Source organism: Nonomuraea sp. NPDC050328, assembly GCF_044459405.1.
Classification (GTDB): Bacteria; Actinomycetota; Actinomycetes; order Streptosporangiales; family Streptosporangiaceae; genus Nonomuraea.
In genome coordinates this window covers 20,409-39,245 of record NZ_JBITIW010000018.1, presented here as the reverse complement: position 1 = coordinate 39,245, position 18,837 = coordinate 20,409, and the positions used below count along the sequence as shown (strand labels likewise).

The following is an 18,837-nucleotide window of genomic DNA, read 5'->3' as shown; positions in this document are numbered from 1 at the left end:
CGTGGACATGTCCCCATAAAGGGGATACTGCGCAGCATGAATGATCCACTCGCCGTGCGCGGTGTGATGCTCGACCTCGGCCGCCGCTACTGGGAGCTCGACTACCTGCGCGCCTTCATTCCGCGCATCGCCGCGCTGGGCTACAACCGGCTCCAGCTCCACCTCACCGAGTGGAACGCCTTCCGGCTGCGCCTGCCCGACTACGAGGGCCTGGCCGCCGAGCGGAGCTACACCCCGGAGGAGATCAACGACCTGGTCCGGCTGGCCGCCGGGCACGGGGTGGAGGTGGTGCCGGAGATCGACCTGCCCGCGCACGCCACCGCGATCATCCGCTACCACCCCGAGCTGCGCTTCACCGGACCCGGCGCCGAGCACTTCAACGACGGCGCCTACTGGCACGGCTCCCCCACCGACGGCTGGACCATGGACATCACCCGCGAGGCCAACCGCGACTGGATCAAGGGACTGCTCGCCGCCTTCACCGACGCGCTGGAGACGCCCGCGGTGCACCTGGGCGGCGACGAGTGGCCGATCGAACCGGGCCTGTCGGCGTGCGCCGCGCTCAACGACCACGCCCGCAGCCTCGACCCGGCCTACACCGCGGGCGACGCGCTGGTGGCGTTCATGAACGAGCTGGCCGGCGTGGTCCGCTCGCGCGGGCGGCGGCCGGAGATGTGGAACTGGTGGGAGCGCGCCTCCGGCGGCGACTTCCACCTCTGGCCCGACCGCGACATCCGGATCGTCGCCTGGGACACCGACGAGGAGCGGCTGGCCTGGTTCCTCCGGCACGGCTACGAGGTGATCGCCAGCCCGTCGGCCACGCACTACGTCACCCCGCGCACCGCGCCGGGGAACCTGGCGGGCAAGCCGTACGTGGCGGCCGACCCGCGCCGGCTCTACGAGGACTGGCGGCCCGCGCCCGGTCCGCTCGGCTACCAGCTCTGCGTCTGGGCGGACTGGGCCGAGCAGGAGCCCGACGCCTACTTCGAGTCCTACCTGCGCCGGCCGCTGGAGGTGCTCGGCGCGCGCTTCTGCGGCCCGCCCGCCTATCCCGACGCCGACGCCTTCCTGACCGAGCTCGACCGGGTGCCCGGTGAGGTACGGCTCGGCGCGGGCCGGGTGACCCGCGTGCGGTTCCGGCCGCGCGTCCCGGAAGGCGGCACCGAGGCGGGCCGGTGGAGCGCGCCGGTCGCCGAGGCGCTCGACGCGGTCCGCGGCACCCGCTTCCAGGGGGCCAGGACTCCGGGCGGTCCGTGGGAGGACCTGGCGGTGGTGACCGCCCAGCCGTATCCGGTCTGGAACGAGCTGCCGCTGTCCGGGGAGTTCGCCGCGCTGCGGGTGGTGGACGCGCCCGAGGGGCTCGAGGTCGAGTGGTGGGGTGTCAGGTCTCCACGGTGACCGCCCACACGTGCACGTTGTCGCCGGTGAGAGTGAAGGAGCGCGCGCCGGGTGGGAGCGGGACGGTGTGGTGGTAGACGAAGCCGTCCGGCTCGCGCTCGCCGCGGGGTGAGTGGACGTACGGCAGGTGGAGGGCGATCGGGTCGGCGGCCGGGTTGCGCCAGTCGCCGACCAGCAGGGTGTGCTCGTGGCGGTCGCCGCTCCGGGTCCGGACGGTCAGCCGGGCCTCGACCGGTTTCCACCGGCCGTAGGCGGAGGCGAGCAGGTGCAGGCGGGCTCCTTCGGGGATGGCGACCTCGGGGCCGCTGGCCAGCAGGTTGTCCGGCCGGCCCGGTGCGTGCCGCGGCCATTCGAAGCGCACCCGCCGGGAGTGGAACGGCCCGGGGGGAGGGAGGAGCTCGGCGGGGTAGGTGCCGCCGGTCCCGGTGAAGCCCGGCTGCCCCGCCACGGCCTCACCGGCCGGCCCGGCGTCCTGCTCCATGTGCCGCGCCACCTCGGGACCGGCCTGTGTCTCCCGTCCGGCGACCGCCCCCACGTTGTCGTACGGCAGGCGGACCGGCAGGCTGTCGCCCAGCTCGACGACCGCGGTCGCCGCCCCGAAGCGCTCGGCCCCGCTGGTGACCTGCACCCGGATCACGACGTCCGCGAAGGGCACGGTGAGGCTGAGGCGGTGCCGGGTGTGCGGCGCGAGCGCGGGCGTGGCCAGGTCGGCCGGCCCGCAGGTGAGCCGGCCCGCCGGGGCGTGCGTCTCGCCCCGGTTGGCCAGCGTGACGGTGACCTCCGCCGCCTCACCCGGCCGCACCGGCTCGGCGGTGACGGTGACCCCCAGGAGGATCGCGCTCACCGGGTCGTAGCCGGGCCGGGCCAGCCGGAAGGTCCGGGCGGGCGCGGGCGGCAGGCCAGACGGCACCTCCACCACGAGCTCCTCCCCGTCGAGCCGCCACCCGGCCGGTCCGTGCCCGAGCAGGACGATCTCGGTGCGCGTCCCGTGCTCACCGGTCTCGACCGGCACCGGCGCGCGCAGCCGGAGCTCACCGGCCGGATCGCCGAGGGTGGTGACGTAGAAGGCGTGCGGCTGCGTGGTGAAGCGCACCGGGACCGAGGCGAGCGGGTCGTCGGGCCGGCTCCAGGGGGCCGAGCCGTACATCGCCTCGCCGTGCACCGCGAGCCACGCCCCGAGCTCCAGCAGCGGCCGGCGCTGGAGCTCGGGAACGGTTCCGTCCGCTGCTGGACCGAGGTTGAGCAGCAGGTTCCCGTTCTTGCTGACCACGTCGGCGAACAGCCGGATCAGCTCCGCCCCGGTCAGGTGGTGCTCGGGCCCCTCGGCGGCGTTGTGCCCGAAGGAGCGGCCGACGCCGCGGCAGGCCTCCCACTTGCCGGGCCGGATGACCGGCTCGACCGAGTACTCGGGCGTGGTGAAGTCGTAGACGCCGTTGCCGAAGCGGTTGTTGACCGCCACATCGGGCCGCCGGTTGAAGTAGTGCGCCATGAAGGCGTGCGAGTCGTTGACCCCGCCCAGCCCGATGTCGGCCCACATCAGGTCGGGATCGAACCGGTCGGCCAGTTCCAGGAGCTGCGGGAGCTGGTGGTCGCGCACGTAGTCCTCGACCGGCCGGTACCCGGTGTACGGCACCGGCTCCCCGGTGAAGGCGTTGCGCGGCGGCCCCGCGCCGAACCAGCCGCCGCCGATGGCCGGCATGCGCGGGTGGTACCACTCGGGGATCGAGTAGTAGAGGCCCACCCGCATCCCCGGCGGGGTGGCGGCGACCACCTCGGCGACGAGGTCGCGGCGCGGGCCGTACCGGACGCTGGTGCGGTCGGTGACGGCGCTGTCCCACAGGGCCACGCCGTCGTGGTGCTTGGCGCCGAAGACGTAGTACCGCGCCCCGCCCGCCTCGATCAGCGCGTGCACCTCGACCGGGTCGAAGCGCTCGGCCTTCCAGGCGTGCAGGAAGTCGTCGTACTCGACGTGCTCGCCGTACACCTCGCGGTGGCGTTCGCGGGTGGGGCTGCCGGGCCGGTTGAGCTCCTTCCAGTACCACTCGGCGTAGTCACTGCCGGCCGGCCAGCCCTCGACCGGCGCCCACGCGGGCACCGAGTAGGGGCCCATGTGCAGGAACACGCCCAGCTTGGCGTCCTCGAACCACTGCGGCGTCTCGTGCCGCCGCAACGACTCAAGCGTCGGCTCGTACATGCGGGGTGTCTCCGATCTCCGCCTGGATCCTGGCCAGCTCCGCCTCCAGCTCGGCGCGGACGGCGGCGTAGGCCGGGTCGTGGTAGCGGTTGTGCAGCTCCCAGGGGTCCTCGGCGAGGTCGAACAGCTCCCATTCGGGCTCGAAGACCCGGTCGGAGGCGCCCGGGATGCCCAGGCCGGCGGCGTAGTAGTAGATGAGCTTGTGCCGTTCGGTCCGCACGCCGTAGTGGGCCCAGACGTGGTGGATGCCGTCGTCGTGCTCCCAGTAGCGGTAGTAGACCGACTCGCGCCAGCCGGCCGGGCGCTCGCCGCGCAGCAGGGGGCGGAAGGAGCGGCCCTGCATGCGCGGATGGGGCTCGACGCCGGCGTAGTCGAGCAGCGTCTGCGCGAAGTCCACGTTCACCACCAGGTCCGCGTTCGTCCCGCCGGCCGGGATCTCGCGCGGATATCTCATGACGTACGGCATGCGCAGCGACTCCTCGTACATGAAGCGCTTGTCGTACCACCCGTGGTCGCCGAGGAAGAAGCCCTGGTCGGAGGTGTAGACGACCAGGGTGTCCTCGCTCAGCCCGTGCTCGTCGAGATAGTCGAGGACCCGCCCGACGTTGTCGTCCACGCTCTGCACGCAGCGCAGGTAGTCCTTGATGTAAACCTGGTACTTCCAGAGCGCCTGCTCGTCCTCGGTCAGCCCGGGCGGCAGGAGCTTCTTGAGGTCGTCGATGCGCAGGTGCTCGGCGACCCGCATCTTCGCCGCCCGCGCCGCCTCGGCCCGGCCCTCGTAGCGGTCGAAGAAGGTCTCCGGCACCGGCAGGTCCTGCCCCTCGAACAGGTCGAGGTAGCGCGCCTCGGGCTCCCAGTTCCGGTGCGGCGCCTTGTGCTGGACCATCAGGAAGAACGGCCGCTCCGGATCGCGCCGGTCCAGCCAGTCGAGCGACAGGTCGGTGATGACGTTCGTGGCGTAGCCGGGCACCGTGTGCTGCGTGCCGTCCATCCGGATGAACACCGGGTTGTGGTAGCGGCCCTGGTCCGGCACCACCGTCCAGTGGTCGAAGCCGCGCGGGTCGTGCGCCGGGCCGTGGCCGAGGTGCCACTTGCCGACCAGCGCGGTCTGGTAGCCGCTCGCGCGCAGCAGTTCCGGGAGGGCGGGCTGGCTGGAGTCGTACTCGGTGGAGAGCGTGCGCACCCCGTTGACGTGGTTGTAGGTCCCGGTCAGGATCGAGGCCCGCGACGGCGCGCAGAGCGAGTTGGTGCAGAAGCAGTTGTCCAGCCGCACCCCCTCCTCGGCGATGCGGTCGATGTGCGGCGTGTGGTTGATCTTGCTGCCGTAGGCGCTCACCGCGTGGGCCGCGTGGTCGTCGGCCATGATGAAGACGATGTTGGGTCGCATGGGTTCAGCTCTCCATGGTCAGGGCCCACAGGTGCAGCGCCACCCGGGGGTTGAAGCCGGTGGCCTTCCCCACCGAGACGGAGACGACCTCCTTGGCCGGATCGACGGCGAAGGAGTGCAGGTTGACGTGGGCGCCGATGTCCTTGGCTCCGCTGGCCAGGTAGCGGTAGCGGGTGGCGACGGCGACCGGGGTGGTGCCGGAGCTCAGCCAGTCGGCGAAGGTCATCGGCAGCGCCTGCGTGGAGCCGTCGGCGTAGGTGACGGTCACCGTGGTCCTTCCGTCCCGGCCGAATCCGGCCGAGGCCAGCAGGTGCAGCTTGCGGTACCTGCCCGCCGGTACGGCCAGCCGCTGCCCCGCGGCGACGACGTTGTTCGCCGCCCCGTCCTGGGCGGCCGGCCAGCGGAAGGCGAGCCGTTGCGGGCTCTCCCAGAGCCCCGGGGCCGGCAGTTCCTCGGCGGGGTAGGTCGAGCCCGCCCCGTCGAAGTCCCCGTCGGCCGGGTCCGCCGCCGTGGCGATGCCGTCGTTGTCGTAGGCGGCCGACAGGTCCACCGGGGTGACCGGGCCGAGGACGTTGATCGGCGCCCTCGTCTCGAACACCGGGTGGATGCCGCCGCCGACCACCACGCTCACCTTGAGCTCGGCCTCGCCGGGCGTGCCGGGGGCGGTGAAGGAGACCCGCACGCTCGCGCGGCTGTGCGGCTTGAGCGCGGGTGCCTTGGCGACCGCGCGGCTGCCGCCAGGCCCGGTGACGGTGACCAGGCCCGCTGTCGTGGGGCGGTCGCCGCGGTTGACCAGGGTGACCGGCACCTCGACCGTTTCCCCCGGCTTGGCCTGCACGGCCGCCGCCTCCACGCCGACCAGCGCCTCCAGCGCGTGCTGGTAGCCCGGGCGGGCGAAGCGGAAGACGTAGGCGTGGCTGCCGGGGTCGGTCAGCCTGGAGGTGTCGACGGAGATCGTCCCGTCGGCGTTGCGGGTCCACTTCAGCGGCCGGCGGTGCCCGAGCAGGTGCACCTGGTCGCCGTCGCGGAGCGGGATCGGCGCGGTCAGCTTCAGCTCGGCGCCCGGCCAGGCCAGGGCGGTGGCGTAGAAGGCGTGCGGCTGGGTGGTGAAGCGCACGGGCACGCCCGCCCCGGGGTCCTCGGCCTGGGTCCAGTACCGAGAGCCGTAGATCGCCTCGCCGTTGACCTTCAGCCAGGCGCCGAGCTCGCGCACCCGCTGGTCCTGCGTCGCCTCGATGCTGCCGTCCGCCTTCGGTCCCACGTTGAGCAGCAGGTTGCCGTTCTTGGCGACGATGTCCACGAAGGAGTCGATGAGCTGGTCGGCGCTCAGGTAGTCGGCGGGCAGCTCGGCCGCGTTGTAGCCGTAGGACCTGCCGATGCCGCGCGAGGCCTCCCACTTGGTCTTCTTGATCGTCGGCTCGACGGCGTACTCGGGGGTGGTGAAGTCGTGCGGCACCTTGCTGCCGCACCGGTTGTTGACCGCCACCTCCTTGCCCTGCTCGGCCGCCTTGTTGAAGTAGTAGGCGTGCACGTTGGGGCTGTCGTCCACGTCGAAGCCGCCGATGTCGCACCAGATCACGTCCGGCGAGAAGCGGTCGATCAGCTCCCTGAGCTGCGGCGCCTGGTGGTCGCGGACGTAGTCGGTGATCGGCTTGTAGCCGGTGTAGGGCACGTCCTCGCCGGTCAGCCAGTTCTTCGGGCCGGTGCCGCCGAACCAGCCGCCACCCACCTTGGGCATGTTCGGATGGAACCACTCGGGCATCGAGTAGTACAGGCCGTTCTTCAGCCCGAACTCCCGGTTGTTGGTCTCGACCAGCTCCTTGACGATGTCGCGGCCGGGGCCGTACTTCACGCTGTTGCGGTCGCTGGTCGCGGTGTCCCAGAGCGCGACGCCGTCGTGGTGCTTGGTGACCAGCGTGTAGTACTTGGCGCCGCCCGCCTTGAACAGGCTCAGCCAGGCGCGGGGGTCGAACTTCTCGCCCTTCCACTGCCGCAGGAAGTCGTCGTAGACCACGCCGGGGCCGTAGGTCTCGCTGTGGTGCCTGAAGGTCGGGCCGCTCTTGTTCTGCTGCAGCTCCTTCCAGTACCACTCCGCGTACGGCGAGCCGGCCGGCCGGCCCTCCTTCGGCGCGAAGGCCGGCACCGACGAGGGGTTCCAGGTGATGAAGATGCCGAGCTTGGCGTCCTCGAACCACTGCGGCACCTGGTGGCGGGCGAGCGATTCGTAGGTCGGCCGGTACGGTTCGGCCGCCCCGGTCACGGCGGCCGGGTGCAGCAGAGCGAGGGCCAGCAGGGTCTTGCCGATCATGGGTGCGACTCCCATTCCTCCAGGCCCATCACGGGCTTGAGCTTGGTTTCGGCCTCGCCCGCGGTGAAATAGGCGCGCAGCTTGTCGCCGGTCAGCGCGTTGCCGGCGGCGGCGAGGAACATGCCTTGGTCGAGGCTGAGGTAGCGCTTGGAGACCTGGCCGGACTTGACGGCGATCGCGTCGTAGAAGCCGCCGGGGCCGTAGCTGTCCAGGTTGCGGCGCAGCTTCGCGAGGTTGTCGAGCGCCTCGCGCGGCGCATAGCGGTAGGCCAGGGCCGCGGCGTGCGGGGTGACGACGCCGTCGCCCCAGGTCGCCGGGCGCGGCTGGGCCGGGCGGCAGCCCTCGAAGCCCACGTCCACGGCGGTGTTCTGCTGGTCGGAGAAGTAACCGCCGGTGCTGAAGCCGATCTCGTCCACGCCGTAGGCGCGGTAGCCGCCGGCCGGGTTGTTGGCCGGGGAGAAGCCCCAGTAGCCGTAGCCGGCCTCGGTCAGGCCGTGCTCGATCTGCGCCTTGACGAAGACCGGGTGGTTGCGGCCCCAGCTCTTGGCGCCCCACTCCTCCTCGGGCACGACCAGGGTGGTCATCAGCGCCTCGAACATCGAGCCGCCGGCGTTCGGCACCAGGCGCATGCCGCGGTAGCCGTACGTGCCGGTCCAGACCTGGAGGCCGAGGTGGGTCCGGTAGGAGCCGACCGGCTTCTGCTCCTGGCCGCAGGTGGTGTCGGGCAGCGAGCGCCAGGGGCCGAAGTAGAGCTCGGCGGGCAGCTGGCCCAGGGAGATGCCGACGTAGGCGGCGATGCGGGTCTCGCCCAGGCCGGCGTAGTGGTTGCAGGTGTACCAGACGCCCTGGCCCTCGACCACGCAGCGGCCGTCGTCGGGCTTGGCCGGGTAGGCGCCGCCGCGCAGCAGGCCGGTGCCCGGCTTGGCGGCCGGGTCGTAGTAGAGCCGGAAGTCCATCCGCGACAGCAGCGCCTGGGCCTGGTCGCGCAGGCCGGGGAAGGCGTTGCGGGCGACCATCAGGCCGGCGGCCAGCCAGCCGTTGTCCACGCTGGACAGGAAGGGGTACTTCTGCGCCACCTGGCCGTCGGCCGGGTTGTACCAGTTGTAGTACATGCCCTGGTGGTGGGCGAGGGTGGCGAGCGTGGCCAGCACCTTGCCCGCGCGGGCCACCGCGTCGGCCTCGCTGATCATCCCGGTGTCGCGGGCGACCGCGACGCTCCACAGGTACAGGCCGATGTTGGTCGGCGAGGTGGACTTGTTGCGGGTGGCGGGGGCCAGGTCGCCGCCGATGTTGTCGGCGGGCAGGCCGGTGGCGGGCTCGACCATCGCGTCCAGCGAGCGCCAGGTGTCGGCGGCGTAGCGGCGCAGCGTGACCTCGTCGGCGCTCCAGCCCTGCTCGCGGGGCGCGGCGGAGAACTCCTCCGCGGCCAGCAGCGGCCGGATCCTGGCGGCGGGCCGGCCGAGGCTCCAGTAGTCGCGCAGGTGGTCGCCGGCCAGGGCGTTGCCGAGCGCGGCCATCACCATCGACTGGTCGAGGGTCAGGTACTCCTTGGCGACCTGGCCGCTCTTGACCGAGACCGAGTCGTAGAAGCCGCCGGGGCCGTAGACGTCGAAGTCGCGCTTGAGCCTGGCCAGGTTGTCCAGCGCCTCACGCGGCGCATAGCGCAGGGCGAGGAAGGAGGCGTGCGGGGTGACCGTGCCGTCGCCGAAGCGCACGGGCTCGGGCTGGGCCGGGCGGCAGCCCTCGAAGCCGGTGTCCACCGGCGTCCGGTCCTGGTCGGAGTAGGCGCCGTCGGCGCCCATGCCGATCGCGTCCACGCCGTAGGCGCGGTAGCCGCCGGCCGGGTTGTTGGACGGAGAGAAGCCCCAGTAGCCGTAGCCCGCCTCGTCGAGACCGTGCTCGATCTGCGCGCGCACCCAGAGCGGGTGGTTGACGCCCCAGCTCCGCGGGCCCCAGCGCTCCTCGGGCACGAACAGGTTGGGCATCATCGCCTCGAACATGGAGCCGTTCCAGTTGGGGACCAGGCGCATGCCGCGGTAGGTGTAGGCGCCCTCCCAGACCTTGACCCCGCCGTAGGTGCGGTAGCGGCCGACCGGCTTCTGCTCCTGGCCGCAGTCGTCCGGCGCGAGCGTGCGGTTCTGGCCGTAGTAGGCCTTCGCGCCGGGCACCTGGCCGAGCGCGACGGCCACGTAGGTGACCATCCGGGTCTCGCCGAGCGCGCCGTAGAAGTGGCAGGTGTAGTCGACGCCGTTCACCTTCTCGGTGCAGGTCGCATCGCCCGGCGGCACCGGCCAGATGCCGCCGCGCATCAGGCCGCCGCCTTCGTTGGCGCCCTTGGCGCCGTCCTGCCAGAAGGCGCGGAAGTCCATCCGGTCGAGCAGCGGGGAGATCTTGCCGCGCAGTTCGGGGAAGGCGTTGCGCACCACCATGAGCCCGACCGCGGTCCAGGCGTTGTCGACGCTGGACAGGAAGGTCGAGGCCGGCGTGGCGTCCTTCAGCCCGCCGGTGTAGGGGTCGTACCAGCGGTAGAACATGCCGGTCGGCCGGTGGTAGTCGAGCCGGCCCAGGGCGTCGAGGGTGCGTTCGACCCGCTCGCGGGCGGCGCGGCGACCGATGAGGCCGACCCGCCAGGCGGTGGTGGCCGACCAGAGGTAGCCGCCGAACGGGGTCGGCCCGGTCTGGTGCGAGCGGACGGTGAGGTCGGCGTTGACGTAGCTGGCCGGCAGCCCGGTCTCGGGCGCGACGAGCGCTTCGAGCGACTTCCAGGTGTCGGCGGCGTACTGGGTGAGGACGGCGCGGTCGGCGTCCGGCAACCGCGCGGGTACGGCTGCCGCCGTACCGCTCAGGCCGGTGGCGAGCAGCACTGCGGTGAGCACGGTCAGCACGGTGGCGGTGAGGAACCTTCTCATTTGAGTCCCGTCGTGGCGATGCCTTGCACGAAGTGGCGCTGGAAGAACAGGAAGACCGCGATGACCGGCAGCACGAGCATCGTCGAGCCGGCCAGCAGCACCCCGTAGTCGGTGTTCTGGTGGTCGAAGGCGAACAGCGCGACCCCGACCGGCAAGGTGAACAGGTCCTTGTCCTGGGCGACCATCAGCGGCCACAGGAAGGAGTTCCAGGAGCCGAGGAAGGTGAGGATGCCGAGCGTGGCCAGCGCCGGCTTGCACAGCGGCAGGAAGATGCGGAAGAAGATCCGGTACTCGCCGGCCCCGTCGATCCGGGCCGCCTCGGCCAGGTCGTCGGGGAGCCCGAGCATGAACTGCCGCATCATGAAGACGCCCATGGGCCCGGCCAGGCCCGGCAGGATGATGCCGGCGTAGGTGTTGATCAGCCCGAGCGCGGCGACCACCACGAAGGTGGGGATGACCAGCACCATGCCGGGGATCATGAGCTTGGACATGACCAGCCCGAAGACCAGCCGCTTGCCGGGGAAGTCCAGCTTGGCCAGAGCGTAGCCGAGCATCGAGCAGAACAGCAGGTTGCCCGCGGTCGAGACCAGCGCGATCAGCACGCTGTTGAACGCGAGCCGCCCGAAGTCGAGCTGAGTGAGCAGGTCGGCGTAGTTGGCGGTGGTCGGCCGCTCCGGCAGGAAGGTCGGCGGGAAGCGCCAGATCTCGCCCTCCGGTTTGAAGGAGCTGAAGACCATCCACACGAACGGCAGGCAGACCACGACCAGGCCGACGACCAGGACGCCGTAGATCCAGGGCTGGCCGCGGTACTCGCCGGGCCGGGTGCCGGTCGCCATCACTTCTCCCTCATCAGCCGGAACTGCAGCAGCGTCAGGCAGGCGATGATCACGAACAGCACCCACGACATGGCGGCGGCGTAGCCGTACTGGCCGAAGCCGAAGGTGGTATAGATCTGGTAAGAGATCGAGGTGGTGGTGTCCAGCGGGCCACCCTGGGTCATGATGAACGGCTCCTCGAAGAACTGCAGGTTGCCGATGACCGAGATGACCACGATGAACAACACCGCCGGGCGGAGCAGCGGCAGGGTGACGTGCCGGAAGGCCTGCCGGCGGCCGGCGCCGTCGATCTCGGCCGCCTCGTACAACTCGCGCGGGATGCCCTGGAGCGCGGCCAGGAAGATCACCATGGCGAAGCCGACGTGCCGCCAGACCGCCATGGCGATCAGCGACGGCAGCGCGGTCCTGGTGTCGTTGAGCCACGCCGGGCCGTCGATGCCGACCAGCCGCAGCGCGGAGTTGATCAGGCCGGCGTCGGTGCTGAGCAGGTAGCGCCAGATGACCGCCACCGCCACGCCGCTGGAGATCACCGGCAGGTAGAAGCCGATCCGGAAGACGGTCCTCAGGCGGCGGACGCCGGAGTTGAGCGCGATGCCCAGCGCCAGGCCGATGGCCAGGGTGAACGGCACGCTGAAGGCGACGAAGACCAGGGTGTTCCAGGTCGCCTGCCAGAACTTGGCGTCGCCGAGGATGCGGGCGAAGTTGTCCAGCCCGACGGTGTTGATGTTCAGCGGGTCGCGCAGGTCGGTCGACCTCATGTCGGTGAAGCTCATGACGACCGAGACGATCAGCGGGAAGAGCTCGAAGGCGGCGTAGAGCAGGACGAAGGGCAGGGCGAACACCCAGCCCGCGACCGCCCGCCGGGTGCGGTCGGAGGACCGCGCCCGGGCTCCAGCCGCGCGCCGCGCGGACTCGGGCAGGGTGGCCGTCGCCATGTCAGGCGCCGGTGCCGATGCGCTCGGCGCCCTGCTGGAGCGCCTTGGCGGTGTTTTCGGGCGAGACGCCGCCGACGATCAGCTTCTCGGACTGGTCCTCGATGAGCTTCTGGATCTGCTGGAAGGTGCCGATCGGCGGGGTGGCCTTGGCGTCCTTGAGCTGCTCGCCAAAGGGCGCGACCTTGTCGTTGTCGCGCAGCGCGGGGTTCTGCCAGGCGGCCTGCACGCTGGGCAGGTCCTTCTGCAGGCCGTACCACTTGACCTGGACGGCGGGGTCGCTCAGCCAGTTGACGAACTTCCAGGCCGCGTCGCGGTTGGGCGAGTCCTTGAAGACGACGAGGTCGGCGCCGCCCACGAAGGAGGTGCGGGTCTTGTCGCCGGGTACGGGTGCGACGGCGAACTTGTCGGCGAAGCCGGGGCCACCCAGCTCCAGGAACTTGCTGACCATCCACGGGCCGGTGATCTGCATGGCCAGGCTGCCGTCGACGAACCAGCGCTCGGCGTCGCCCGGCTGGGTGGCCATCGGGGCCAGCTTGCCGGTGAAGAAGGACTGGTAGTAGCTGAGCGCCTTGACGCTCTCCGGGGTGTCGAAGGTGAACGTGCCGTCGGCGCCGAGGATGTCGCCGCCCTGCTGCCAGATCCACGGCAGGTAGACGTCGGCGGCGCCGCCCTTGCCCGGGGGCAGGTACATGCCGTACTTGGCGCCGCCCTTGTCCTGGGCGGCCTTGGCGGCGGCGGTGAGCTCGGCCCAGGTCCTGGGCGCCTGCTTGATGCCGGCCTTGTCGAGGATGTCCTTCCGGTAGAAGAGCACGCGGGTGTCGACGTACCACGGCACGCCGTACAGGGTCTTGTCGACCGTGGGCGGCTCCAGCGCGGCCGGGAAGAACTTGGTGGTGTCGATCAGGCTGGGCACCGGGTCGAGGGCGCCGGTCCTGCCGAACTCCGGCATCCAGGTGGTGCCCATCATGGACAGGTCGGGCGTGGTCTTGGCGGCGATGGCCCCGGCGAGCTTATCGTGCGCCTGACCCCACGGGATGGCGGTGACCTCGATGCGGACGCCGGGGTTGGCCGCCTCGTACTCCTTGGCGAGCTGCGGGAGCTTCTCGCCCTCGCCGCCCATCGCCCAGACCTTGACGGTGCCGGTGGCGGGGGTGTCGGTGGCGACCTCCTTGGCCTGCTCGGGGGCGGCGGTGCCGGTCGAGCGGCCGCAGCCGGTCAGGACCAGGGCGGCGGCCAGCAGGCCGAGCCCGGCCTTGGTGGCGAGTCTCATGGTTCTCCTCGGGGAGTGGGTGTAACCGCTTACACAACAGGGCGTGGCAGGTCGGCGCGGTTGCGGGGCGTCCCGCTCAGCGGCAGCCGCAGCTCGACCTGAGCACGAGTTCGGTGGGCAGGATCCGGTGCCCGGGCTCGGTGCGGGCTCCGCTGACGAGCTCGTCGAGCGCCCGCGCCGCCGTCGCGCCCAGCAGGCGCAGCGGCTGGCGGACGGTGGTCAGGGGCGGCCAGGAGTGCTCGGCCGCCATGATGTCGTCCCAGCCGGTGACGGCCAGGTCGCCCGGGACGTCGAGGCCGAGCTCGCGCGCCGCGGCGAGCGCGCCCAGGGCGACCTCGTCGTGCGCGCAGACCAGCGCCTCGGGCCGGTCGGGCCCGGCGAGCAGGTCCAGCGCGGCCCGGCGGGCGGCGGCCACGCCGTACTCGGTCAGCGGGGCGGGCCGGGGCGGCGGGGCGCCGGCGGCGGCGAGCGCGGCGGCCACGGCCGACCAGCGCTCGTCCACGTCGGGTCCCCCGCTCGGGCCGCCCAGGAAGGCGAGGCGGCGCAGGCCGTGGCCGAGCAGGTGCTCGGCCAGCAGCCGGGCGGAGCCGGTGTTCTCGGTGGTGAGCAGGTCGGCCCCGGCCACCGGCGCGCCGGCGAGCAGGACGGTGGGCAGACCCCCGTCGACCAGTTCGGCGAGGAGGTCGGCCGGGACGGTCCTGCCGTGGACGACCAGCCCGTCCACCCGGCCGGCCAGGTCGCGCACCTGCTCGGGCGTGACGCCGCGGCCGCCGGCCGACAGTATGATCACCGACCGGCCGAGCTCGGAGGTGACCTCCTCGTAGCCCAGCAGCACCTCGGCGTAGTAGGGGGCGCTGAGGTTGGGGAAGGCGATGCCGTTGGCGGCGTGCCGGCCCTGGGCGAGGGAGACGCCGAGCCGGCTGGGCGTGAAGTGGAGTTCCTCGGCGGCCCGCAGGATGCGCTCGCGGGTCTCCGGACGCACCGATCCCGAGCCGCGCAGAGCGCGCGAGACGGTGGCGATGCCCACGCCGGCCCGCTGGGCGACATCGTAGATGGTGGCGGTCATGGGAACTCCTTTCTGGCTGGAACCGCTTCCAAGTCTTTGGAAGCGGTTCCATTCCCGGAATGTTGCAGGCAGAGATCGGAGCTGTAAAGAGGGCCGGGGATCAGCGTTCGGCGGTGACGGCGAAGACGTGCGTGGCCGTGTTCTGGCTCGGGCCCGCCGGCCGGCCGATGGTCAGGCCGGTGACCTGCTTGTCCGGGTTCACCGGGATCTCGTAGCGGTACACCTTGGTGACCGCGTCGGCCAGTTTGCCCCACTGGTAGCGGTGGCTGGTCGTGAGGACCGCGCGATCGCCGCCGGTCATCCAGTCGGCCACGGTGAGCTTGGCGGCGTCGGTGCTGCCGTCGGCGTAGGTGACGGTGACGTCGCTGCCGCCGGGGCCATACCCGGCGGAGGCGAGCAGTTGCAGCGTGCTGTAGGCCCCAGGAGGGATCGGCACCTGCTGCCCGTTGGCGTTGAGGTTGTTCTTGACGCCGGTGGCGCCGGACGGCCACCGGAAGCGCAGGTTGTCGTGGACGATCTCGCCCGCGGCGGGCAGTTCCTCGGCCGGGTAGGCCACCGGCGCGTTGCCGAAGGTGCCGTCGTTCGGCGCGTCCGCGGCGGCGATCGAGTCGTGGTCGTAGACCGCGCTCAGGTCCACCGGGACGCTCTCCCCCACGACCTTGAGCGGCGTGGTGGCGCTGAAGGCGCCGTGCACGCCCGCGACGGCCTCCAGCGTCACCTCGTAGGAGCCGGACCGGGTCCCGGCCGGGATGGGCAGCTCGACGGTCTGCTTGAGCCGGGTGTGCGGGGCGAGCTTGGGGAAGGCGAAGCTCTGCGTGTCGAAGGGCGCGCGGGCGGTCAGCCGGCCGGCCGCGATCTCCTTGTCGCCGCGGTTGGCCAGGGTGATCTCGACCTTGGCGTTCTCCCCCGCCCTGGCCGGCGCGACGCTGCCCTCGACGCCGAGCAGCCGCTCCATGGAGGGCAGGTAGCCGGGCCGGGCGATGCGGAAGGTGTAGGCGTAGGCGCCCTTGGGCTTGCGCGTGGTGATCTCCAGCGTGCCGTCCGGGTTCTTCTTGTACGGCAGCGGCAGCGGGTCGCCGAGCATGGTGATCACGTCGCCGTCCCTGACCGGGACCGGGGCGGTGACCGTCAGCTTCTCGCCGGGCCAGTCCAGGGCGGTGATGTAGAAGGCGCGCGGCTGCGTGGTGAAGCGCACCGGCACGGTCGCGCCCTTGTCCTCGGCCTGCGTCCAGTGGCGCGAGCCGTACACCGCCTCGCCGTGCGTCTGGAGCCAGGCGCCGAGGGCCCGCACGCGGGTGGCCTGGATCTCGGGGATGGTGCCGTCGGCCTTGGGCCCGACGTTGAGCAGCAGGTTGCCGTTCTTGGAGACGATGTCCACGAAGCTGTCGACGAGCTGGTCGGGGGTGAGGGTCTCGTCGAGGCCCTCCTGCGCGTTGTAGCCGTAGGAGTGGCCGAGCCCGCGCGAGGCCTCCCACTTGCTCTTCTTGATGTCCGGCTCGACGGCGTACTCCGGAGTGGTGAAGTCGTGCGCCTTGTTGCCGCAGCGGTTGTTGACCGTCACCTCCTTGCCCCGCTCGGCGGCCTTGTTGAAGTAGTAGGCCATGAAGGTGTTGGAGTCGTTGACGCCGCCGATGTCGCACCAGATCAGGTCGGGGTCGTACTTGTCGACCAGCTCCTTCATCTGCGGGAGCTGGAAGTCCTTGACGTAGTCGGCGACCGGTTTGTAGCCGGTGTAGGGCACGGGCTGGCCGGTGAAGGGGTTCTTGGGCGCGCCGCGGCCGAACCAGCCGCCCCACTGGACGGGCGAGGCGGGATTGTACCACTCGGGCATCGAGAAGTAGAGGCCGTCCTTCAGCCCGTAGCCGCCGGCCCGGTTGGCCTCGACCAGCTCACGGGTGAAGTCGCGGCCGGGGCCGTACTTGACGGTGGTGCGGTCGGAGTAGGCGCTGTCCCACAGGGCGATGCCGTCGTGGTGCTTGGCGACCAGGACGTAGTACTTGCCGCCGCCCTGCCGGAAGAGGTCCAGCCAATTCTTCGGGTCCCACTTCTCGGCCTTCCAGTGCTCGGTCAGGAAGTCGTCGTAGTCGACGTCCTTGCCCCAGGTGGCCAGGTGATGCTTCTGGGTGGCGGTGTCCTTGGTGTTCATCTTGGACCAGTACCACTCGGCGTACTTGCTCTCGTCCTCCTTGTCCACGGGGGCGTAGGCGGGGACGGACGAGGCGCCCCAGGTGATGAAGAAGCCCAGCTTGGCGTCCTCGAACCACTGGGGGGCGACGTGCCGGGCGAGCGACTCGTCGGTGGGTTCGTAGGGCGCCTGCGCTAAGGCGGCGGGGGTGAGGAGGGCGGCCGAGGCCACCACGGCGGCGGCGGCGACCGCCAGCGACTTGCTGCGTCTCATGCCTTGCACAGTATTGGTTGGGCCAATCCATAGACAAGAGACGAAATCGTACGAAAAACTCCCTCCCAACACTCATATTGGACCGTCCTTTGGAGTCTCCTTGAGCGCGTCAGGCAACCGCGTCGCCGCCGCGAGCATGGTCGGGAGCGTGGTGGAGTACTACGACTTCACCCTCTTCGGCCTGGCCGCGGCGCTCGTCTTCGGCGAGCAGTTCTTTGCCGGCACCTCCCCGCTGGCCGCCACCCTCGCCTCCCTGGCCACCTTCGCCGTCGGCTTCCTGGCCCGGCCGCTGGGCGGGGTGATCTTCAGCCACTACGGCGACCGCATCGGCAGGAAGCCGATGATGGTCGCGACCCTGCTGCTGATGGGCTTCGCCACCGCCGCGATCGGCCTGCTGCCCGGCTACGGCACCATCGGGGTGCTCGCCCCGATCCTGCTGGTGCTGCTCCGACTGCTGCAGGGCTTCGGCGCCGGGGCCGAGTACGTAGGCGCGCTGGTCATGGCGGCCGAGTCCGGCGACGAGCGGCGGCGCGGCTTCCTGTCGTCGCTGCCCGGCACCGGCGTGTTCATCGGCATCCTGCTCGCCACGCTCACCTTCAGCGGCATCTCCTCACTGCCGGAGGCGCAGTTCCAGAGCTGGGGCTGGCGGCTGCCGTTCCTGCTCAGCCTGGCCGGCGTCGCGCTCGGCCTCTACTTCCGCAGCCAGGTCGAGGAGACCCCGGTCTTCGCCGAACTGCGGCGCACCGGCGAGACCGGCAAGGCGCCGGTCGTCGAGGTGATCCGCCACCAGCCGAAGCGGCTACTGCTGGCCATGGCGGCCAACGGGCCGTTCGTCGCGATCTCCTACCTGATCCAGGTCTTCGTGCTGTCCTACGTGACGACCACGCTCGGCGTCGCCAAGAGCACCGGCCTGATCGCCAACGTGAGCGCCTCGGCCCTGGCCATCGTCGCCACCCCGCTGTTCGGGATGTTGTCCGACCGCATCGGCCGCCGGCCGGTCTGGTTCCTCGGGGCGGGGTTCCTGGCGTTGTTCGCCTTCCCGATGTTCTGGCTGGTCGACAGCAGGGCGCCGGTCGCGATCGTGCTGGCCGTGGTGCTCGGGCTGGCGGTGGGCATCGCCTCGATGTACGCCGCGCAGGCCTCGCTGTTCGCGGAGCTCTTCGAGGCGCGCTTCCGGCTCAGCGGCATCGCGCTGGCCCGCGAGTCCACCGCCGCGCTGATCGGCGGGCCCGCCCCGCTGGTGGCCTCGGCCGTGCTCGCCTGGTCCGGCGGTGCCTCCTGGCCGATCGCCGCGCTGGTCTGCGGGCTCGCGCTCATCTCGCTGGTGGCGGTGCTGGCCGTACCGGAGACCCGGGGAGCGGACCTGCGGCAGGCCGCGCCGGTACGGCTACGCTGACTCCGTGGCAGGCAACGGCACCCGCACTTCGGCCTCGGGCGAGACGATCCAGCACCTGAAGAAGATGATCGCCTCGGGCGAGTTCCCGCCGGGCGGGCGGCTGCCGACCGAGCGGGACCTGGCGGTGCAGCTCGGCGTCTCCCGCAACACGCTGCGCGAGGCGATCCGCGCGCTCACGCTGGCCGGGCTGCTGGAGGCGCGGCAGGGTGACGGCACCTACGTGACCAGCCTGTCCCCGGCGATGCTGCTCGACACCTTCGCGATGCTGGTGGAGCTGTCGGCGGACGCGACCGTCCTCGACATGCTGGAGGTACGGCGGGCCCTGGAGTCGGTCGCGGCCACGCAGGCCGCCTCCCGCATCACCGACGAGCAGCTCGGCCGGCTGGCCGGGCATCTGGAGGAGATGCGGCACGACCCGCAGCGCGGTGACGGCAGCGTCGACGAGGTGGTGCACGCCGACGCGCAGTTCCACGCGGTGGTCACCGAGGCGGCGGGCAACCCGGTGCTGGCCGCGCTGATCGAGGCGCTCAGCACCCGCACGCTGCGCGCCCGCACCTGGCGGGGCCGGGTGGACCAGGGCGTGTTCGACCGGGCGATCCGCGAGCACGAGGCGATCTTCGAGGCGCTGCGCGACCGGGATCCGGCCCGGGCGGGCGCGGTGGCCGCCGCGCACGTGGCCGGCGTGGAGGCGTTCCTCCGCGCCGCTCAGCATTAGTCCGACCAATCTTCCCATTCCTCGC

General features: G+C 71.5%; 12 protein-coding genes. 3 read left to right on the top strand and 9 right to left on the bottom strand.

Translation table 11 applies throughout. From position 1 onward, the window contains the following. The first annotated feature begins 36 nt into the window (after window positions 1-36). Window positions 37-1,398 (top strand): family 20 glycosylhydrolase, encoded by a 1,362-nt coding sequence (locus tag ACIBG7_RS42045; RefSeq protein WP_397339929.1) that lies wholly within the window; start codon window positions 37-39, stop codon window positions 1,396-1,398. Here ACIBG7_RS42045 and ACIBG7_RS42040 read toward each other — a convergent pair. From ACIBG7_RS42040 to ACIBG7_RS42000, 9 genes are all read right to left on the bottom strand, one after another. Beyond that, window positions 1,382-3,592: an alpha-L-fucosidase gene (locus tag ACIBG7_RS42040; protein WP_397339928.1), complete on the bottom strand. Its 2,211-nt coding sequence runs from the start codon at window positions 3,590-3,592 to the stop codon at window positions 1,382-1,384. The two genes, ACIBG7_RS42045 and ACIBG7_RS42040, sit on opposite strands and share 17 nt — an antisense overlap. Next, window positions 3,573-4,979, bottom strand: coding sequence for a sulfatase (locus ACIBG7_RS42035; RefSeq protein WP_397339927.1), 1,407 nt, complete (start codon window positions 4,977-4,979; stop codon window positions 3,573-3,575). The genes ACIBG7_RS42040 and ACIBG7_RS42035 overlap by 20 nt, the downstream gene beginning before the upstream one ends. Before the next feature lie 4 nt (window positions 4,980-4,983). Then, window positions 4,984-7,287, bottom strand: coding sequence for an alpha-L-fucosidase (locus ACIBG7_RS42030; RefSeq protein WP_397339926.1), 2,304 nt, complete (start codon window positions 7,285-7,287; stop codon window positions 4,984-4,986). Then, window positions 7,284-10,196: a glucoamylase family protein gene (locus tag ACIBG7_RS42025; RefSeq protein ID WP_397339925.1), complete on the bottom strand. Its 2,913-nt coding sequence runs from the start codon at window positions 10,194-10,196 to the stop codon at window positions 7,284-7,286. The genes ACIBG7_RS42030 and ACIBG7_RS42025 overlap by 4 nt, the downstream gene beginning before the upstream one ends. After that, a complete protein-coding gene (locus ACIBG7_RS42020) occupies window positions 10,193-11,032 on the bottom strand; it encodes a carbohydrate ABC transporter permease (RefSeq protein WP_397339924.1) in 840 nt (279 codons plus the stop codon). The genes ACIBG7_RS42025 and ACIBG7_RS42020 overlap by 4 nt, the downstream gene beginning before the upstream one ends. Next, complete coding sequence (locus tag ACIBG7_RS42015) at window positions 11,032-11,967, bottom strand: carbohydrate ABC transporter permease (RefSeq protein WP_397339923.1); 936 nt, start codon at window positions 11,965-11,967, stop codon at window positions 11,032-11,034. Before ACIBG7_RS42015 ends, ACIBG7_RS42020 begins: the two co-directional genes overlap by 1 nt. A gap of 1 nt (window position 11,968) precedes the next feature. After that, the gene (locus tag ACIBG7_RS42010; RefSeq protein ID WP_397339922.1) at window positions 11,969-13,237 is read right to left on the bottom strand and encodes a sugar ABC transporter substrate-binding protein; all 1,269 of its coding nucleotides are present in this window, start codon (window positions 13,235-13,237) and stop codon (window positions 11,969-11,971) included. A 76-nt stretch (window positions 13,238-13,313) separates the two neighbouring features. Further along, complete coding sequence (locus ACIBG7_RS42005) at window positions 13,314-14,303, bottom strand: LacI family DNA-binding transcriptional regulator (protein WP_397339921.1); 990 nt, start codon at window positions 14,301-14,303, stop codon at window positions 13,314-13,316. Window positions 14,304-14,403: 100 nt separating this feature from the next. Then, window positions 14,404-16,701 (bottom strand): alpha-L-fucosidase, encoded by a 2,298-nt coding sequence (locus tag ACIBG7_RS42000; RefSeq protein WP_397339920.1) that lies wholly within the window; start codon window positions 16,699-16,701, stop codon window positions 14,404-14,406. 100 nt (window positions 16,702-16,801) lie between these two features. Here ACIBG7_RS42000 and ACIBG7_RS41995 point away from each other — a divergent pair, with 100 nt between their 5' ends. Together ACIBG7_RS41995 and ACIBG7_RS41990 are read left to right on the top strand one after the other, a co-directional pair. Further along, a complete protein-coding gene (locus ACIBG7_RS41995) occupies window positions 16,802-18,097 on the top strand; it encodes an MFS transporter (protein ID WP_397339919.1) in 1,296 nt (431 codons plus the stop codon). A 4-nt stretch (window positions 18,098-18,101) separates the two neighbouring features. Beyond that, window positions 18,102-18,812 (top strand): FadR/GntR family transcriptional regulator, encoded by a 711-nt coding sequence (locus ACIBG7_RS41990; protein WP_357935102.1) that lies wholly within the window; start codon window positions 18,102-18,104, stop codon window positions 18,810-18,812. Window positions 18,813-18,837: the final 25 nt, after the last annotated feature.